General features: G+C 51.7%; 13 protein-coding genes. 6 read left to right on the top strand and 7 right to left on the bottom strand.

Annotated features, from left to right (window positions below; translation table 11 throughout):
- Both malQ and GQ52_RS12530 read left to right on the top strand, forming a co-directional pair.
- Entirely contained in the window at nucleotides 1-1,470 is a 1,470-nt protein-coding gene (gene malQ / locus GQ52_RS12535) for a 4-alpha-glucanotransferase (RefSeq protein ID WP_047518154.1), read from the top strand.
- Nucleotides 1,463-2,407 (top strand): ROK family protein, encoded by a 945-nt coding sequence (locus tag GQ52_RS12530; RefSeq protein ID WP_047518152.1) that lies wholly within the window; start codon nucleotides 1,463-1,465, stop codon nucleotides 2,405-2,407. The genes malQ and GQ52_RS12530 overlap by 8 nt, the downstream gene beginning before the upstream one ends.
- Here the strand turns inward: GQ52_RS12530 and queG are convergent.
- Nucleotides 2,404-3,504, bottom strand: coding sequence for a tRNA epoxyqueuosine(34) reductase QueG (queG, locus tag GQ52_RS12525; RefSeq protein ID WP_047518150.1), 1,101 nt, complete (start codon nucleotides 3,502-3,504; stop codon nucleotides 2,404-2,406). The genes GQ52_RS12530 and queG overlap by 4 nt on opposite strands.
- Between queG and tsaE the strand changes: the two genes are divergently transcribed.
- A complete protein-coding gene (gene tsaE / locus GQ52_RS12520) occupies nucleotides 3,503-3,961 on the top strand; it encodes a tRNA (adenosine(37)-N6)-threonylcarbamoyltransferase complex ATPase subunit type 1 TsaE (RefSeq protein WP_024930025.1) in 459 nt (152 codons plus the stop codon). The genes queG and tsaE overlap by 2 nt on opposite strands.
- Nucleotides 3,961-5,283 (top strand): N-acetylmuramoyl-L-alanine amidase, encoded by a 1,323-nt coding sequence (locus tag GQ52_RS12515; protein ID WP_047518148.1) that lies wholly within the window; start codon nucleotides 3,961-3,963, stop codon nucleotides 5,281-5,283. Before tsaE ends, GQ52_RS12515 begins: the two co-directional genes overlap by 1 nt.
- A 598-nt stretch (nucleotides 5,284-5,881) precedes the next feature.
- Here the strand turns inward: GQ52_RS12515 and GQ52_RS12510 are convergent.
- Nucleotides 5,882-7,405 (bottom strand): helicase-related protein, encoded by a 1,524-nt coding sequence (locus tag GQ52_RS12510; RefSeq protein WP_047518147.1) that lies wholly within the window; start codon nucleotides 7,403-7,405, stop codon nucleotides 5,882-5,884.
- A 34-nt stretch (nucleotides 7,406-7,439) separates the two neighbouring features.
- Between GQ52_RS12510 and mutL the strand changes: the two genes are divergently transcribed.
- Entirely contained in the window at nucleotides 7,440-9,320 is a 1,881-nt protein-coding gene (mutL, locus tag GQ52_RS12505; RefSeq protein WP_047518145.1) for a DNA mismatch repair endonuclease MutL, read from the top strand.
- 7 nt (nucleotides 9,321-9,327) lie between these two features.
- Here the strand turns inward: mutL and GQ52_RS12500 are convergent, their stop codons facing one another.
- Complete coding sequence (locus GQ52_RS12500; protein ID WP_235273303.1) at nucleotides 9,328-11,592, bottom strand: calcium-binding protein; 2,265 nt, start codon at nucleotides 11,590-11,592, stop codon at nucleotides 9,328-9,330.
- Nucleotides 11,593-11,854: 262 nt separating this feature from the next.
- On the opposite strand from GQ52_RS12500, the gene GQ52_RS12495 reads away from it, so the two are divergent.
- On the top strand, nucleotides 11,855-12,436 hold the full coding sequence (locus GQ52_RS12495) for a PEP-CTERM domain protein (protein ID WP_047518143.1): 582 nt from the start codon (nucleotides 11,855-11,857) through the stop codon (nucleotides 12,434-12,436).
- Between the two features lie 62 nt (nucleotides 12,437-12,498).
- On the opposite strand, the gene GQ52_RS12490 is transcribed toward GQ52_RS12495, so the two are convergent.
- The 4 genes from GQ52_RS12490 to oadA form a co-directional block, all read right to left on the bottom strand.
- Complete coding sequence (locus GQ52_RS12490; RefSeq protein ID WP_019882186.1) at nucleotides 12,499-13,212, bottom strand: SAM-dependent methyltransferase; 714 nt, start codon at nucleotides 13,210-13,212, stop codon at nucleotides 12,499-12,501.
- 105 nt (nucleotides 13,213-13,317) lie between these two features.
- Complete coding sequence (locus GQ52_RS12485) at nucleotides 13,318-14,775, bottom strand: DUF4139 domain-containing protein (RefSeq protein WP_369798333.1); 1,458 nt, start codon at nucleotides 14,773-14,775, stop codon at nucleotides 13,318-13,320.
- A gap of 109 nt (nucleotides 14,776-14,884) precedes the next feature.
- Nucleotides 14,885-15,481 carry a Maf family nucleotide pyrophosphatase gene (locus GQ52_RS12480; RefSeq protein WP_047518141.1) on the bottom strand — a complete coding sequence of 199 codons (597 nt, stop codon included), beginning with the start codon at nucleotides 15,479-15,481 and terminating at the stop codon, nucleotides 14,885-14,887.
- A 50-nt stretch (nucleotides 15,482-15,531) separates the two neighbouring features.
- Nucleotides 15,532-17,385 carry a sodium-extruding oxaloacetate decarboxylase subunit alpha gene (gene oadA, locus GQ52_RS12475; RefSeq protein ID WP_047518139.1) on the bottom strand — a complete coding sequence of 618 codons (1,854 nt, stop codon included), beginning with the start codon at nucleotides 17,383-17,385 and terminating at the stop codon, nucleotides 15,532-15,534.
- Nucleotide 17,386: the final 1 nt, after the last annotated feature.

The following is a 17,386-nucleotide window of genomic DNA, read 5'->3' as shown; positions in this document are numbered from 1 at the left end:
ATGACACAAGCTAGACAAGCAGGTGTGTTGCTGCACATCACTTCATTACCTGAAGGCAATCTTGGGCCGGATGCCTATCGTTTCGTCGATAAACTGGTGGAAATGGGGGTGGCCGTCTGGCAAACCTTGCCAGTCAACCAGCCACACGGTGACCAGTCGCCTTACCAAAGCGTGTCGGCGCATGCCGGGCATACCGGCATGATCAGTCCCAGGCAGTTGCTGCAAGAGGGCTGGTGCCAGCCTGAGGAGGCTGAGCTGCCATTACCCGCGTTAATCGCTAAAATCATGTTACGTGTGCAGTCTGGCAGCGCACCGTCTAAAGCGGATGGCCGCGGCTTTACCTGGTCGGGTTTTGCCCGGTTTTGCCAGACACAACATTACTGGCTGGAAGACTTTGCCTTGTTTTTGAGCTTGCGCGAGCAGCATGCGCAGCAAAGCTGGCAGCAATGGCCGGAGGCTTACAGGTTGCATGATGTACTGGCCCTGCAGGCCTTTACCGCTGCACACCAGGAGCAACTGACGCTGATTAAATTCACGCAATACGTGTTTTTTCAGCAATGGGCGCAACTTAAACTGTATGCCAACCAGCGCGGCATCAAGTTATTTGGCGATATCCCGATTTTTGTTGCCTACGACAGTGTCGATGTTTGGGCACATCCTGAGTGGTTCAAATTGGATGCCGAGCTGAATATGACGGTAGTGGCTGGCGTGCCGCCTGATTACTTCTCTGAAACCGGCCAGCGCTGGGGTAACCCACACTATGACTGGCAAGTGATGCAAGCCGATGGGTTTGCCTGGTGGCTGGGCCGCATTGATACCCAGGCGCAATTGTTTGATGTACTGCGTATTGACCATTTCCGTGGTTTGCAAGCCGCCTGGGAGATTCCTGCACTGGAGCCTACCGCGATCAACGGCACCTGGCAGGATGCCCCTGGGCATGCGTTGTTGCAAGCTATTACCGAGACCTTTCCACAACTTAGCCTGGTTGCTGAAGACCTGGGCATCATTACTGACGAAGTCGATGCTTTACGACATGCGTTTGAGTTGCCTGGTATGAAAATTTTGCAATTTGCTTTTGGTGGCGATGAGGATAATCCCTATTTGCCAGAGAATATCGAAGCAAACAGTGTTGCTTATACCGGCACTCACGATAACGACACCACGTTAGGCTGGTATCAGGCTGCGCCAGAACATGTACGCACCCACTTGCATCACTATTTAAGCCAGCATTTAAATCAAGAACAGCCTGACATGCCAACAGCGCTGATACAACTTACGTTTAATAGTGTGGCTAACCTGGCTATTGTGCCCATGCAGGATATTCTGGCACTAGACAGCCAGTCACGTATGAATACGCCGGGCACCATAGAGGGCAATTGGGCCTGGCGCATGCAATGGGCGCAGTTAAGCGATGATAAACTGCACTCTTTCAGACAATTAGTAGAAGAAAGTGACCGCGTGCATGCCTGAAGCAAATGCTGTGTATCGTTTGGGCTTGGATGTAGGCGGGACGAATTTACGCCTGGGCGTATTTTTTGACCTGGCGCTGGTTGAAGAAACACGCTTTCAGGCCAATTATTCTGCCATTTGCAAACAATATCCGCCAGCGCAAGCCTGGCAAACCATTTTGCAGGTGACGGCAGATGCCATTCGCCCCTTGCTAAACAAATATCCAGCCATTCAGTCCATAGGCATCGGTTTTCCCGGGTTTATTAACCCGCAAACCGGCATACTGGCGCAATCACCCAATTTGCCAGGGTTGCGGGATGTCAATCTAGGCCATGACCTGACGGACTTGCTGGGGATCAAAGTCCGCGTTGAAAACGACGCTAATGCGGCTGCCTATGGCGAGTATGGCCAATTAGGCCAACCAGCGGGTGGCCTGCTTTACATCGGCATGGGCACAGGTGTGGGCGCCGGATTGGTGGTGAATGGCAAAGTGTGGGCCGGGCATCATGGCTATGCGCTAGAGGCGGGCCATATTATTGTCGTGCCAGAGGGGCGTTTATGTGGTTGCGGTAATCAGGGCTGCGTCGAACAATATGCTTCTGCCACAGGCATCAGCCAGGCCTATGCTGACCTCACTGGCCAGACAATGACTGCCCAGGCGATTGCTGTGGCCGCTGATCAAGGCGATAGTCATGCTCAGGCAGTCTATGCAGATGCTGGCAGTAAACTGGCGCAAATGCTGGCCAGTGTGCTGAAAGTGGTCGATGTGGAAAATGTATTGATCGGTGGTGGTGTGGTGGCTGCCTGGTCATTGATGTCAGCCGCATTTCATCAACGCTTGGAACACGACTTGATTCCGGTGCTGCGCGGTAAAATCCAGATACATACTACGCGCTCGGGCGACGTTGCGGGCATGCTGGGTGCTGCATTGCTGGCGACAACACTATTGGCGGTTTAACCCGCTTTTTTCTGGTGTTGTGCCAATGCCCAGGCAACATGCTCCCTGATAAGTGCATTGCTATCGTCTTGCCGTGTCTCTAAGGCGGCAACGACGGCTGAAGAACTCGTCGCATTGCCCAGCCCGATAGCGATATTGCGCAACCATTGCACGTAGCCGATACGGTAAATGGCACTCCCCGCCATGCGCGCTTGAAATTCGGCCTCTGTCCAGGCAAAGCAATCGACCAAATCACTGCTGTCCAACCCATGTCTGACGGCAAAATCACTTTCCTGGCTCTTCACGGCAAATTTGTTCCATGGGCAAATCAGCTGGCAGTCATCACAGCCATAAACGCGGTTGCCAATCAGTGGCCGTAGTTCCAGTGGAATGCTGCCCTGGTATTCAATGGTGAGGTAAGAAATGCAGCGCCTGGCGTCCAGCTCATAAGGCGCCACAATGGCGCGGGTAGGGCAGATCTCTATGCAGGCTGAGCAACTGCCGCAATGCGCGCTCGTTGGCGGGTCGATGGGCAAGGGCAGGTTGGTATAAATTTCGCCCAGAAAGAACCATGAACCCTGTTGCCGGTTGAGCAACAAAGTATGTTTACCACGCCAGCCAACGCCAGCTTTAGTGGCCAATGCCACTTCGAGTACCGGCGCGCTGTCAGCAAACACACGGTATTCAAAACTGCCATAAGTCTCGGTGATGCGCGTACACAGTTGCTGCAACTTTTGCCGCATCACCTTATGGTAATCACGGCCCATGGCGTAGCGGGCAACATAAGCTTTGTCCGGATTCTCTAGCACCTGCCAGCCGTCAGCTGCATTTTCAGGCAAATAATTCAGGTTGACCGAGATTACCCGCAGTGTGCCAGGCACCAATTCTGCCGGACGGCTTCGCTTGGTGCCATGTTTTGCCATATAATCCATGTCGCCGTGGTATTGTTTGTCCAGCCAGTTTAAAAACTCGGGCTCAGCGGCAGATAAGTCAGTATCGGTGATGCCGATGCTGCCAAACCCCAATTCTCGCGCCCAGCCTTTGATGGTCGCTGCCATCTGTGCGGCGGCTTGATCATCAGGCAATTGAATGGGGACGGGATGTGATTGATGTGACATGACAGAAACGTATTCTACACAGATTTTAAAAGACGAAGCAGCGACTGTGCATGCCGCAGAAGTGCTGGCAACGCAATTGAGACCGGGGCAGGTGATTTACCTGCATGGCGACCTTGGTGCGGGCAAGACGACGCTGGTGCGCGGCATTTTGCACGCGCTGGGTCACATCGGCAAGGTCAAGAGTCCGACTTATACCATTGTCGAGCCATACAATCTGGCCATCGCTGCATGTTACCATTTTGACCTGTACCGCTTTCAGGACCCCGAGGAGTGGGAAGCTGCCGGATTCCGCGATTATTTCAATGCCGACAGTATTTGCCTGGTTGAGTGGCCTGAGCGTGCGGAGCAGGTATTGCCACAAGCCGATATAGAGATTCGATTTGATATTTTGCCGCACGGCCGCGTGCTGCATATCACCAGTCAGCACGCGCTGGCGTTGGAAGGACTATGCCAGTAATGCGCAAGATTTTAACCTTATGGCTGCTCACAGCCGTGTGTTCTCTTATTGGCGTGGCGCACGCCGCCGAAGTGATTCTGGCTAACCTGCAACAACATGGCAGCCAGGTGCAGGTAGAGTTACTGCTAGACCAGCAAGTCAAATACCGCGTATTCACACTGGATAACCCGTTCCGCGTGGTCATTGATATGGATGCAGTGGCGATCAGCCCCACACTCAAAGCCTTGCCATTTCAACTGGATGCGCAGCATCCTTATTTATCCAAAATCCGCATTGCACCATTTACTGAGCATACTACCCGCCTGGTATTCGATATCAAGTCCGACATCAAGCCATTGGTGACTGATATGAATGCAGGCAGCTCGCAACAACGCTTGGCCATTAGCATTGCGCCAGCAACCGGTAGCGCAGAACCTGCAGTTGCGACACCTGCGTTGACGCCCTCAAAACAGTTACAAGAGGTTCCGCCAGCCAATACTGATGAAAAGCCGGCTGAATCTACACCAGCACCATCTGCCATCAAAGAGCCTGCGAGTGAAACGTCAGCCGCTACGGCGAATAGCGAAAAGCCAGCAGACAAACCTGTTGTCGCTGATAAACCGAAACAAGCCAAGCCCGGCCAAAAGCTGATTACCATTGCTGTTGATGCCGGCCATGGTGGCGAAGACCCTGGTGCCAGGGGCGCCAATGGCAGCCATGAAAAAAACATCACGTTGGCGATTGCGCGCAAACTCAAGCAGCAGATAGACGCCGAAGACAATATGCAGGCGATTTTAATCCGTGATGGTGACTATTTCGTGCCGCTGGGTGATCGCGTGAAAAAAGCCCGTGCCGCCAAAGCTGACCTGTTTATTTCCATCCACGCCGACTCTTTCGTTAATAGCACGGCCAAAGGCTCATCGGTGTTTGCGTTATCTGAACGTGGCGCCACCAGTGCTGGTGCGCGTTATCTGGCGAAAAAGGAAAACGCGGTGGACTTGATTGGCGGTGTCTCGCTGGATACACGCGATATGGATCTGGCGCGTACGCTACTCGATTTATCACAAACCGCGACCATTCACGACAGTATCCGTATGGGCAAGGCCGTGCTGGGGCGCATTGCTAAAATTAATACGTTGCATTCCAAATACGTAGAACAAGCCGCGTTTGCGGTGTTGAAATCACCGGATATTCCGTCCATTCTGGTAGAAACGGCGTTTATCAGTAACCCAGATGAAGAGTCGAGGTTGAATGATGATGGTTACCAGGATAAGTTGGTGAATGCGATTTTATCGGGCGTGAAGTCGTACGTGGCGACGAATCCTTCGTTTGCTAAAAAGTAATTCTTGCATTGATCGGTGCTTTTTCGCCTCTAGGCGAGTCACTTTCTGATGCTTGCCCCTCAGAAAGTAACCAAAGAGGAGGGCACCCAGCCATCACGGCCTTCGGCTTCCTTGCGTTGCTCAACAAAGTGGGCGTCCATCGAAACTCGCCCTAGCGGCTTGCACACCCCGCAAGCCACCGCGGAACTCGAACAGCCGATGGCCGACTACCCCCACTTTGTCTCTGCTACTCAGCGTGATGGGATGGGATTTGTCTCGCCAAACTCACATCGTAGAAGTCTGGATGGTTCATAAAACAGATTCTTTTATTAAAACCGCTAAATGATGGCACTCATTTGGTGTTCGGGGTCCCCATCTGCCGCGCCGAGCAACGCAGGGTTGGTGGGAGCTTTCGGCCATCGGCTGTCCGAGTTCCGCAACAAGCCACGTTCTGTGTGGCTTGTCAGGGCGAGTTTCGATGGACGCCCGGCAAACCGAGTAGCACAGGAATCAAGCGGAAGCTGGGGGGCATTTCTTTTGGTTACTTATTCTTTGTGCAAGCAAAGAAAAGTAACTCGCTGTGAAAGCGAAAAGCAACCTGACAGTATGCTGCCATTTTTTAACGATACTGCGCTAACTCCGCTTCCCGCTGCGTCTTCCCATATCCCGCCTGTACCCGCAACGCTCTGCTGATATACGCATTCAGCTTTTTCCTCGCATCATCAATCAGCGCTCTATCCGGGAAAACCCGAGGATATTGATACGACAGCCAGCTATACAAACTCAAATGCTGGCAAATCAACTCAGCTTGTTCCAGGTGTTGCGCTTGCTGTCCATTCAGCCAATCCGGCATATTTGGTAATGAGCGGGGTTGCTGCGTGGCGACAGCGGTGACACATTGCATAAAATAATCCCTTGCAATCGGCACTTGTATTGCCAGCGGCGCGCACATGAGGCGGTATTTGTCGCGCATGCTGAGTGTGGGCGCGACTTCATCTATGAGTAAGGCTTGTTGATATTGCAATGCGGTGACTTGCCATTGCAAGTGCTGTTGGTCGTGTTGCCTGGCGTATTGGTTATGCAAATACTCTACACACTCAGCCAGCCGCCAAGTCGGGATTTGCTGGCTTAAAGTTTCAATATCACCACCGCCTAGCGCAATGGGTAGCGCAAACGGTGGCACGGTATCGTCGACTTGCAGCATGGCTTGCAAATGCCATTGCTCGTCATCTTCCAATACCGTTACATAGCCAGTGTCATAAAGTCCGTGACGGCCGGCACGACCCGCAATCTGGCGCATTTCGGTGGCGTTGAGCGGGCGTGGGGCGACACCGTCAAATTTATGAATATTGGCAAAGATCACGCGACGGATAGGCAGGTTGAGGCCCATGCCAATGGCGTCTGTTGCCACCAGTATTTGTGCTTCTCCATTGGCAAAGCGGGCAGATTCGCCACGACGGACTTCTGGCGATAGCGCGCCGTAAATGGTGGCGACGCTTAAGCCCCATTGACGAATGCGTACTGCGAGTGTCAGCACATCTTTGCGGCTAAAGGCGATAATCGCGTCGCCGGGTTGCAGGGCTTTATGTAATTTGGCCGCGTGGTAGCGTGCACCGCAAATGCTGTGATCTTCAATCAGCAAGGGTGTCATACGTTGCAAGTGGGTGAGGGTGTAAGGCTCATTTAAGGCGTCCAGCACACGCGTACAGCTTTCTGTCACGCTATTGGCACCACAAATAAATACCTGCTTGGCAGGCACGCCAACCAGTGCGGCCGTCCAGGCGCTGCCACGATCCGGATCCATCAGCATCTGGATTTCATCAATCACAGCGACGTCTACCGCCAGATCTGGCCGCAACATTTCAATGGTCGAGGCTGTATGTTTGGCGCCAGGCACCATCACGCGTTCTTCGCCAGTGACCAGGTTACACGGTACGCCAGCCTGCATCAGGCGGTCGCGCACTTCCATCGCCAGTAAGCGTAATGGCGCCAGGTAAACGCCAGACGCAGCCTGGCGTAAGGTCTCAAGTGCCTGGTAGGTTTTGCCGGAATTGGTCGGGCCCACGTAAAAGTGATGCTGGCGACCCAACTGGCGGGCGAGCGTAAAGCGGGATAAATATTGCTGAAATTCGTTGGCGAACATGCAGTCATTCTACCAAACGGTTTAAAATGGCAGGATGAAAATCCAACTACTGCCTGACCAACTCATTTCACAAATTGCTGCTGGAGAAGTGGTCGAGCGCCCAGCCTCGGCGCTGAAAGAATTGCTGGAAAACAGCGTTGACGCAGGCAGTACGCAAGTGCAGGTGGCCTTACAGCAAGGTGGCATGAAGTTACTCAAAGTGACCGACAATGGCCATGGTATTGCCAAAGACGAGCTAGAGCTTGCGCTGACGCGGCACGCCACCAGCAAAATTCAAAGCCTGGAAGACCTGGAGCAAGTCGGCAGTTTAGGCTTCCGCGGCGAAGCGCTGGCGAGTATCGCCTCCATTTCACGCACGGTGCTCACTAGTCGTCAGCAAGCGGCTAGCCATGCCTGGCAAATTGCCGCCGAGGGCACGCAAGGACAAACCGTGAGCCCGGCCGCACTGGATGCAGGCACGATCGTTGAGGTGCATGATTTGTACTTTAACACGCCGGCCAGGCGCAAGTTTTTGAAAACTGAAAACACTGAATTCGGTCATTGCGAAGGTGCGTTTACCCGTGTCGCTTTGTCACGGCCCAATGTCGGCTTCTTATTGCAGCATAATGGTAAGGCGATGACGCGTCTGGCGGCGAATACGCCGCAACAACGCATCACCGACGTGCTGGGCAGTGAGTTTGCCTCGCAAAGCGTCTGGCTGGAAGAAGAGAGCGGTGGCTTGCGCCTGTGGGGCATGACTGCGTCGCCGACTTACCAGCGTCACAGCCGCGATAGCCAATATGTGTTTGTGAATGGCCGTTTCGTACGCGACAAACTGATTGCCCACGCCATTAAACAAGCCTATCAGGATGTGCTGCATGGAGACAAACATCCCGCGTTTGTGCTGTTTTTAGAGCTCGATCCATCGCTGGTGGATGTCAACGTACACCCGGCCAAAACCGAAGTCCGCTTCCGCGAGTCGCAAGCCGTGCATCGTTTTATTTTCCATAGCCTGCATAAAGCCTTGGGTAAAACCTCGGCCGAAATTCAGGCTAGCCAGCCCGTGCAAGCGCCGTTTAACCCGTTTCGGCCTGGCAATGCGCCAGCTTTTAACATGCCACGTGAACAGGTTGAAATGCCTTTGCAAAGTCGCCCGGCGTTTGGTGGCAATTACCAACCAAGTGTGAGCAATGGCGCTGCGCTGGCGCAGCAGTTTTACGGCCAGCTCTATGGGGATTTAAAACCTGCAACAACAGCTGGGAATATGGAAGAAAGTCATTCTTCTGTCGGTTTGCAGGAAATGCCCATAGCCGAGTTAATTCAAGCAACAAGCGAAGCGCCACAACAATATCCTCTGGGCTTTGCGTTGGGACAGTTGCATGGCATTTATATCCTTGCTCAAAACACGCAAGGCATGGTGGTGGTTGATATGCACGCCGCACACGAGCGCATTATGTATGAGCGCCTGAAAAATGCGCTTAGTGAACAGGCGATCGCTACGCAACCCTTGCTGATTCCGATCAGCTTTTACGCTGAGAAAGTCGAAGTCGCCACCCTGCAAAGCCTGCAAGGTAGCGATACTTTGCAGCAGCTGGGTTTTGATCTAGCCACATTATCACCAACCACGATTGCGATCCGCGCCATACCGACCATGCTGCAAGGTGCAGATGCCGTGGCGTTGGCGCGCGCGGTATTGCGCGACCTGAACGAATACGGTGTCAGTCGTGTGTTGTTGGAACGTCAGAACGAGGTGCTGGGTACGATGGCCTGCCACGCAGCGGTGCGTGCAAATAGACAACTGACGATTACTGAAATGAATGCCTTACTTCGGGATATGGAAGCGACAGAGCGCAGCGGGCAGTGTAATCATGGCAGACCGACCTGGTTTCAGGTGAGTCTGAATGATTTGGACAAGATGTTTATGCGCGGGCAGTAAAATGGACTTATAGCGCTAACTTAAGCCATAGCGCATTGAGTTTTTCTTGGTAACGCTCTTTTTCTTCGGTAGGCTCTTCAGATAGTCCCTGAAGTTTCAAGTCAGATGGATTGAAAAGGTCATCCAATTGCACGTTGTTTAACTGTTTTGCATCACCGCTTTGGATTGTGAGGCTACCTTTGCTCTCAAACCAATTTAGGAATGTGATTTCGTCGTTGCTGTGTGCAAGCCTGATGTGTAGATTTTGGTTGTTGCGCGCGAGAGACACTTCACTGGCTGGAATATCTTGCCCGAGCGCTAGCGTGAGTTGTGACTGGTTATTTTGCTGTACGCTGTCTTGTCCATCACCACGGGTGAAAATGATGTGCGTTTTGCCTTTGAGGGCGATGAGATGGTCGTTGCCTCTTCCGCCAACCAGCGTATTGTTGCCTTCTTGGCCGTCGAGGATATCGTTTCCCTCTGCGCCTGTGAGTGTATTATCTCTGGCATTGCCAAAGATAATATTATCCAGTTGATTGCCGTTGCCATCTGTGCCATCTGGCAGCAATATCAGATTTTCAACGTGTTCAGGTAGCTGATATTGGTCTGTACTGCTGTAGACCGTATCATTGCCATCGTTTGCATTTTCTTTAACCATATCATGTGCATGGTCGACATAGTAGGTATCGTTACCAGCACCACCTATCATGATGTCTTCCCCCTCAGCGCCATCCAGTATGTTATTTGCCGGGTTGCCGATCAGGAGATTATCTAGTGAATTGCCATTGCCGTTGATGTGGCGGTTTCCTAATAATTGAAGCTTTTTAAACGCCTCAGGCAGTACGCAATGTTGTTCGCATGTAAAGCTCGTAGACGTTTCTGCTGTGCGGGAAGGGCCGTCCATTGAAAGCGTGACTTTTGCAGCCATGCGGTGGGATTGTTTGTACAGCAGATGGTAAATGGTTCTTGGTTTTTCTGGGTTTACAGCCTTAAGTATGTATTTGAAGTTAAAGGAAAAGTTGTTAGCGATGGTAGGCGAAAACACAATCTTGTTGTCAGATGTGAGCATAATGCTGCCTGCGTCAATATCTCCCATATTGTCCAAGCGGATTTCTTTACCATATTTGTCTGTAATGGCTTGTATTTTCAGTCGTCCAGGTTGCATGCTGAAGTCATTATTTGTCAGGCGATTCGCATCTATGACCATGACCTTGGTTGGATTGCCAAACGGTTTCATGATCTGAAAGTCACCGTCATGCAAAGTGATCGCATCCGCGACTGGGATAGGCTCAGGGATGGTCAGGTCCACCCAGCCGGTGTTCTTGAAGTACAGCGTTTCGATATTGACGAGTATATCGCTCCCGTCACGCGCATTTATTCGGTCGCTGATGCGCCAGCTGGCGTCGTTGAGTTTTTGTAAGCGGTATTCTTCCAGGTTGCCGGTAAAAGCGGCCATGTCCACTCCTTCGCTACCCTCCAGCGTATCGTCGCCAGCGCCACCTTCCAGTACATCGTTGCCTGTACTACCGTTGAGCTTATCGTCACCTTGCTGCCCAAGCAGAATATCATCTCCAGTCCCGCCGAGTAGCTGGTCCTGGCCTTCCCCGCCATATATCAGGTCATTGCCGGCGCCACCATCTACCAGGTCACTGCCCACGTCTCCGACCAGTACATCATTGGCGGCTCCGCCGATCACGATATCATCGCCTGCACCTGCGTTGATGTAGACGGAGCTTCTACCGCCGCCAATTAAAATATCATTGCCACGATGGCCAAATGCAATTTCAATGTCTGACTGTGCCAGATTCAAGACATTGCTTTGTGGTGAGGTAAAGACCACGCTATCTATGCCTTCACCGCCTTTTATATGTGACTCAGGATTTTCCACCAACAGTATGTCGTCTCCTGTGCCCGCGTCATAGCTATCAATGCCCGCAAGTCCAGCGAGCCAGTTATCGCGTTCATCTCCTGCCAGATAATCAGCCTCATGCGTGCCTATCAGCATGTATGCGGGGGAGTCTTGTATCTCCAGCGCAAGCAAAGACGGCTTTTGGGTAAATAGGATATGAGGGTTGTTGGCGGGGTTCCCGCGCCGGTTGGTTACGTAATCATAAAATAGCTGACGTTCCGGGTAGGTGGCTTGTAGCGTTTTTGCCAGAAAAGTAGACTGCTCTTCGCCCGCGATGATGGCCTGGATTAATTTGAAGGTGGTGAGGTCTTGTTTGTTGCCAACCAGGGCCAGTTGTTCAGGCGTGATGGCAATATGCCAGCCATGACCTTCTATTTCGATCAACCCTTCAGCCGCATGTCCGTTCTGGAGACAGAAAAGGGCCGTCCATACGAGCGCGTGTTGAGTTATGCGAGGATGCATCTCTGGCCTTTAATATTGATTGCGTGTAAGGATGCCACATTATTTGTGAATTTATCACCCGCTTTTATCAGGCCGTGCCTGAAAATCATATGGATGTGAGGGTGATGTTTCAATTTAACCTGTTGCAAATTAAGTTAAAATAAGTTAATAATAGTGGACTTTTATATTAATTTGGAGAGCTGAGATGAGATTGTTTAAACATGCATACAAGCGTTGCATAGCCACTGCATTATTAGCTTTGGTGATGGCGAGCGGTGTTGCCACCAGTGCACAGGCCGCGTCTGTTTCAGAAGGCGTCACGGTGATTCCGGGTACTTATTTATTCGATTTTGATACCGGGTCATTAACAACTGGTCCTGGTGCAGATGTGTGGTGGGAGCAAATTACGTCAACGAGCCGCGTATTGATGCCTTATTCAACGGCTCAACTCGCTTATGTCGGCCAAGTAGGTGTTGGTGGTTTGAGTTTTAATGCATTGACGGTGAGTGATCTTGAGGCGTTGACGTATTCTTCTACAGGGATTAGCGGTGGCGATGTCGGGAATTTGCTCACGGCTAACTCAGTATTTGCGGTTAAAACGGATGCAGGTAACTATGGCAAGGTATTAGTGACTTTTCCATTTTTTCAGGCTTATCAAAACAATGGGTTGGGCGTTTATTGGGTAACCATGACGCCAACGATACCGGTCCCCGAAGCTGACACTTTTAGCATGTTGCTGGCAGGATTTGGCCTGATGGCCTCTGTTGTTAGACGTCGCTCAGTCTGATTGATCGCTGGCTATGAAAAGCCCCGCTTGATGCGGGGCTTTTTTCTGCACTTAATTATTCATTATGCGAGTAGCAAAAACACGGTGGGTTTCTTATGCACATCCGGCAACGCTGATTTTTTCCAGTCGGCGATGGTTTTGGTCACAATCAATTCATCTTGTGCCGTTATATTGCATGCCACGCATAGCAGAGTGAGCGGTTGCAGGTTGGCAACCAGGTCTTCCAGCACATGCTGGTTGCGGTAAGGCGTTTCGATAAACAGCTGTGTGGCCTGTTGTTTTCTGGAGTCAAACTCAATGCCTTTGATGGTTTTGATACGCTCGTTTTTATCGCTGGGCAAATAGCCTAAAAACGTAAACCGCTGACCATTGAGGCCGCTGGCCATCAAGCTCAGTAACAAACTGCTAGGGCCGATTAAAGGCACTACACGTATGCCTTTGTGATGTGCAACCGCAGCTAATGCGGCGCCAGGGTCAGCAATGCCCGGGCAGCCAGCTTCGCTCATTAACCCTACGTCAGTGCCTTGCTGTATGGGTTGCAATAATTTAGCCAGGTCTTTACTCGGTGTATCTTTAGTGAGCACTGACAGGTTTAATTCGCGGATAGGCACCGGATGGCCGCTGGCGGCTAGGAACTGGCGCGCAGTTTTTTCATTTTCGACAATAAAGTGGCGCAGGCTGTGCATGCGTTGCACGACTTCTGGCGGGAGCACTTGTTGCGGGGTGGTGCCTTCAGCGAGAGGGACGGGGATAAAGTATAAAGTGCCGGCAGCCATAATATGATCGATAGGTTTTTAAAAGCCGGATTATCCCATGCAGGGCATAAAAAAAGCATTCTTTTGCAAGAATGCTTTTTCTGAGACTGCTTGGATGGCGCGAGATTAATACTTCACTTGTACACGATATTTAAGCGTCACATCACCTTCAGCAGGCACATTGACTTGCCAGGTGGCTTGGTGCGCGCTGGTTTTCTTATGCGCTTGTGATTCATTGAGGATTTTCCAGTCGCCATTGATCGGCTCTTGCACCGTCACTGTCACGGCTTCTTTTTTAGCGTTATGCAGGGTGATGGCATAAGCGCTTTCATAAAGTTGCGTCTGGTTTGGTTTGCTGAGGTTTTTAAAGTCGGTTTGCACGCGGTCGGCGGTAACATCAAACGCGTTGCCGAGTTTCAGGCGTACGGTATCGTTTTTCGGCGTATGGTCGATCTGGTCTTCCCCGACAAATTGTGCGGTGCCATCATTATCTTTTTTATACACCCGCATGGTGCCTTTAGGTAAAGGTAGGCCTAGCTTGCTGCTTTCTTTATTTTCAAACTCGACAAACACTTGCACCTTTTGTTTTTTCTCAACGTCGCGATACTGGCCCTGATAGTAATAATCGGCGCCCGTTAATACCAGCTCTTTACGTGCAGGAATACGCTGGGCAGAAAGCAGGGCGACTTGTTTGGTCTGGTTCTCGCCTATGGTCGTCGTGCGTGGTAGCGTATACAGGTGATATTCAAGCAGCCCTTGCTCGCTGGGCATGGCTGCATCAGCCATCATGGCTTCAGAGCGCATCATCATGGTTTTGGGGCGGATAGTTTCGCGCACACGGTTAACGTCACCTGCCACCAGTTGCACTTTGGCATTAGGATAAGCCGTGCCACTGGTATTGGTGAGTGTGACCCAGCCGGAGAGGTCAATGGCATCTTCTTTGCTGCTGAGTTCGGCTACGTAGTCGGCTTTCCATTGCAGGCCGCCGGTGAGGTAGCTTAATTCGAGGCTGGATTGCCCACTGTCTTTAGATTGATCGTTCCCTTTGTATTGCACCTGGGTGGTCAGGGTCGGGCGATCCTTGAGTTGCCCAGGCACGTTAGGGTAAACGAGGCGGCCAGGCATGCCGGTCTCAATACGGTTGCCTATTTTAAGCACAACGCCATCTTGTGCCGACAGTACAGTAGCGGTTTCTTGCGTCTCGGCACCTGTGCTTGGGTTAGTACGGATAATCGTGACTTGCTGGCCTACGTGTTTCTCCAGCAGTTTTTGTGGGGTGAGCAGGTCAAAGTCAAAGTTCTGCTCCAACACTTGCAGGCTGGTATTGGGCAACAGGCTACGCAACAAGGCCGTTTCGGGTTTGATTTGCGCACTGACATCACGGAATGACAAGGCAGATAAGCCATTATTCAAACTGAGTTTACGGCTATCTTTAACCAGCGCCAGGTCTTCGTTGTAGATGGTCACCGCGACGCTGGTCTGGTCTGATTGCGGACTGGTCGTCGTCATTTCTGCTTGTGCTAATGAACTGCTGCACAATGAAACACTACCCAGGGAAAAAAACAGCAGGGAGCTGAATCGCATGAATATCCTCTCGTTTTTTGTATATAAGCGTATACGCTTGAGACTGCCTTAACGCAACAGCCGTTCAAAAGTTAACACACGATTTTATTCGGCGCCAGAGGTAGCGGGGTTAAATCCTGGAGGTGGACAAGACATCAACGCCGGCTTGTTGCAGCATATTGACCAGTGCGATGACTGGCAGGCCAATCAGCGCATTGGGGTCGTCACCGCGCATATAGTCTAGCAGCGCGATGCCCATGCCCTCAGACTTCGCGCTGCCTGCGCAGTCGTAGGGTTGCTCCAGCCGCAAGTAGGTTTCAATTTGCAGGGCCGTTAATGCTTTGAATTTAACAAAGTAGGGCACATTAGTCGATTGCATGTACTGGCTGCTACTATCGTACAAACACAGCGCACTATGAAAAATCACCTCTTTACCACTAAGCATGGTCAGTTGTTTGACCGCATTCTCGTGGTTGCCAGGTTTGCCTATCTGCAAGCCATCGACTGTTGCCACCTGGTCGCAGCCAATAATCAGCGCATGAGGTTGGCTCTCGGCTACTTTGCGTGCCTTGCTCTCAGCCAGGCGTAACGAGGTGTGCTCAGGGCTTTCGCCATCAAGCGGGGTTTCATCAATTTCGGGCGAGATGCACTCAAACGGGATATGCAGCTTTTGCAGCACTTCGCGGCGGTAACGAGAAGAAGAGGCGAGAATGATAGATTTTGTCATGGCTAAAAGCAAAAATCCCTGAATTGCTTCAGGGATTTTTGTGCACTGGATTATTCCGGTTGAATTTCAATCAGTGTTTCATCCGGGGTGACGCTGTCACCTTTGGCGACATGGATCGCAACCACAGTGCCTGATTTGCTGGCCTGGATTTCGTTTTCCATTTTCATCGCCTCAATCACCAGCACGCCATCACCTGCGTTGACCTTGTCGCCGACATTGACTTTGACAGTAACAATGGTGCCTGGCATGGCGGTGGTGACGCAACCTGGGTGGCTAGGGCGTGGGCGGCCGCTGGCCGCCACAGACGCTTTTTTCTTGCCGCCAGCAGAGCCATTATTCGCACCACCACTGACTTCCATCTCGCTCAGCGTTTCTACAAACACCTCTTCCGAAATGCCATCGACTTTAACGTAGTAAGGCTTGCGCTCTTCACCAGCATGACCACTACCTGTCAGTTTGATATGGTAGGTTTCACCGTGCAGTGTGATGTTAAATTCGTTAGGCGCGTAGCGTGCGGCAGCGGTTTGCTGAGTCACGGCGTCTTTGCTCAGCAGCGGTTCTGGTGTCAATGAACCGGCATTGCGTTCTTGCAAGAAGGTCTGGCCAATATCCGGGAACATGGCGTAGGTCAGTACATCTTGCTCATTGTTGGCGAAACGCTCAGCTTCAGATTGCAGTCTTGCCAGTTCTGGTTGCAGCAAGTCTGCCGGACGGCAAGTGATGACTTCTGCATCGCCTACCGCCTGTTTGCGTACGTCTGCATTCACAGCAGCAGGCGCTTTACCATATTGGCCCAACAAGTAGTTCTTCACTTCGTTGGTGATGGACTTGTAACGGCCACCGGTCAATACGTTTAATACAGCCTGCGTACCCACGATTTGTGAGGTCGGTGTGACCAACGGAGGGTAGCCCAGGTCCTGGCGTACACGCGGAATCTCAGCCAGCACTTCATCCATACGGTTGAGTGCGCCTTGTTCTTTCAGCTGGTTAGACAGGTTGGAGATCATGCCGCCTGGCACCTGGTTAACCAGGACACGGGTATCTACGCCAGTGAATTCGCTTTCGAACTGCCAGTATTTCTTGCGTACTTCTTTAAAGTAAGCGGTGATTTCCTGCAGTTTGCCCAAATCGAGGCCGGTGTCGTACTCCGTACCTTTTAATGCGGCCACCAGGCTCTCAGTGGTCGGATGGCTGGCACCTTCAGAGAAGGATGAATTACAGGTATCAATAATATCCACGCCGTTTTCAACGCTCTTCAGCATGACCATGCTGGCCAAACCAGAGGTGGCGTGGCTATGCATGTGAACCGGTACGCTGACGGCGGCTTTCAATGCTTTTACCAGATCGCCCGCCAGGGTTGGTGTCAGCAAACCTGCCATGTCTTTGACACCAATACTGTCACAACCCAGGCCCTCAAGCTCTTTGGCCATGTTGACGAAGTAATTGATGTCATGCACCGGGCTGGTAGTAAATGAGAGGGTACCAATCGCGTGTTTTTTAACGTTTTTAACGGCTTCAATCGCTGTTTTCAGGTTGCGGATGTCGTTCATTGCATCAAAAATGCGGAACACATCTACACCAGTGTCAGCCGCCTGTTTGACGAAGGCATGCACGACATCGTCAGAGTAGTGACGGTAGCCCAGCAAGTTCTGGCCACGCAACAGCATGTTGATAGGTGTATTAGGTAATGCTTTACGCAGGCTGCGCAAGCGCTCCCATGGATCTTCTTTCAGAAAGCGCACGCAGGCGTCAAAGGTGGCACCGCCCCAGGCTTCCAGGGACCAGAAACCAATCTCATCCAGTTTGCTGGCAATCGGCAGCATATCTTCGGTACGCATGCGCGTCGCGATCAGGGATTGGTGTCCATCTCTTAAAACGAGTTCGGTGACATGTATTTTGCTCATA

Origin of the sequence: Methylophilus sp. Q8 (assembly GCF_000800115.1) — a bacterium.
Lineage (GTDB): Bacteria > Pseudomonadota > Gammaproteobacteria > Burkholderiales > Methylophilaceae > Methylophilus.
The sequence above is the reverse complement of the archived record's forward strand: the minus strand, read 5'-3'. Positions and strand labels throughout refer to the sequence as shown.

Coding starts and splice junctions, on each gene's coding strand:
- malQ (WP_047518154.1), top strand. CDS start 1: ATGACACAAGCTAGACAAGCAGGTGTGTTGCTGCACATCACTTCATTA.
- GQ52_RS12530 (WP_047518152.1), top strand. CDS start 1,463: ATGCCTGAAGCAAATGCTGTGTATCGTTTGGGCTTGGATGTAGGCGGG.
- tsaE (WP_024930025.1), top strand. CDS start 3,503: ATGACAGAAACGTATTCTACACAGATTTTAAAAGACGAAGCAGCGACT.
- queG (WP_047518150.1), bottom strand. CDS start 3,504: ATGTCACATCAATCACATCCCGTCCCCATTCAATTGCCTGATGATCAA.
- GQ52_RS12515 (WP_047518148.1), top strand. CDS start 3,961: ATGCGCAAGATTTTAACCTTATGGCTGCTCACAGCCGTGTGTTCTCTT.
- GQ52_RS12510 (WP_047518147.1), bottom strand. CDS start 7,405: ATGTTCGCCAACGAATTTCAGCAATATTTATCCCGCTTTACGCTCGCC.
- mutL (WP_047518145.1), top strand. CDS start 7,440: ATGAAAATCCAACTACTGCCTGACCAACTCATTTCACAAATTGCTGCT.
- GQ52_RS12495 (WP_047518143.1), top strand. CDS start 11,855: ATGAGATTGTTTAAACATGCATACAAGCGTTGCATAGCCACTGCATTA.
- GQ52_RS12490 (WP_019882186.1), bottom strand. CDS start 13,212: ATGGCTGCCGGCACTTTATACTTTATCCCCGTCCCTCTCGCTGAAGGC.
- GQ52_RS12485 (WP_369798333.1), bottom strand. CDS start 14,775: ATGCGATTCAGCTCCCTGCTGTTTTTTTCCCTGGGTAGTGTTTCATTG.
- GQ52_RS12480 (WP_047518141.1), bottom strand. CDS start 15,481: ATGACAAAATCTATCATTCTCGCCTCTTCTTCTCGTTACCGCCGCGAA.
- oadA (WP_047518139.1), bottom strand. CDS start 17,385: ATGAGCAAAATACATGTCACCGAACTCGTTTTAAGAGATGGACACCAA.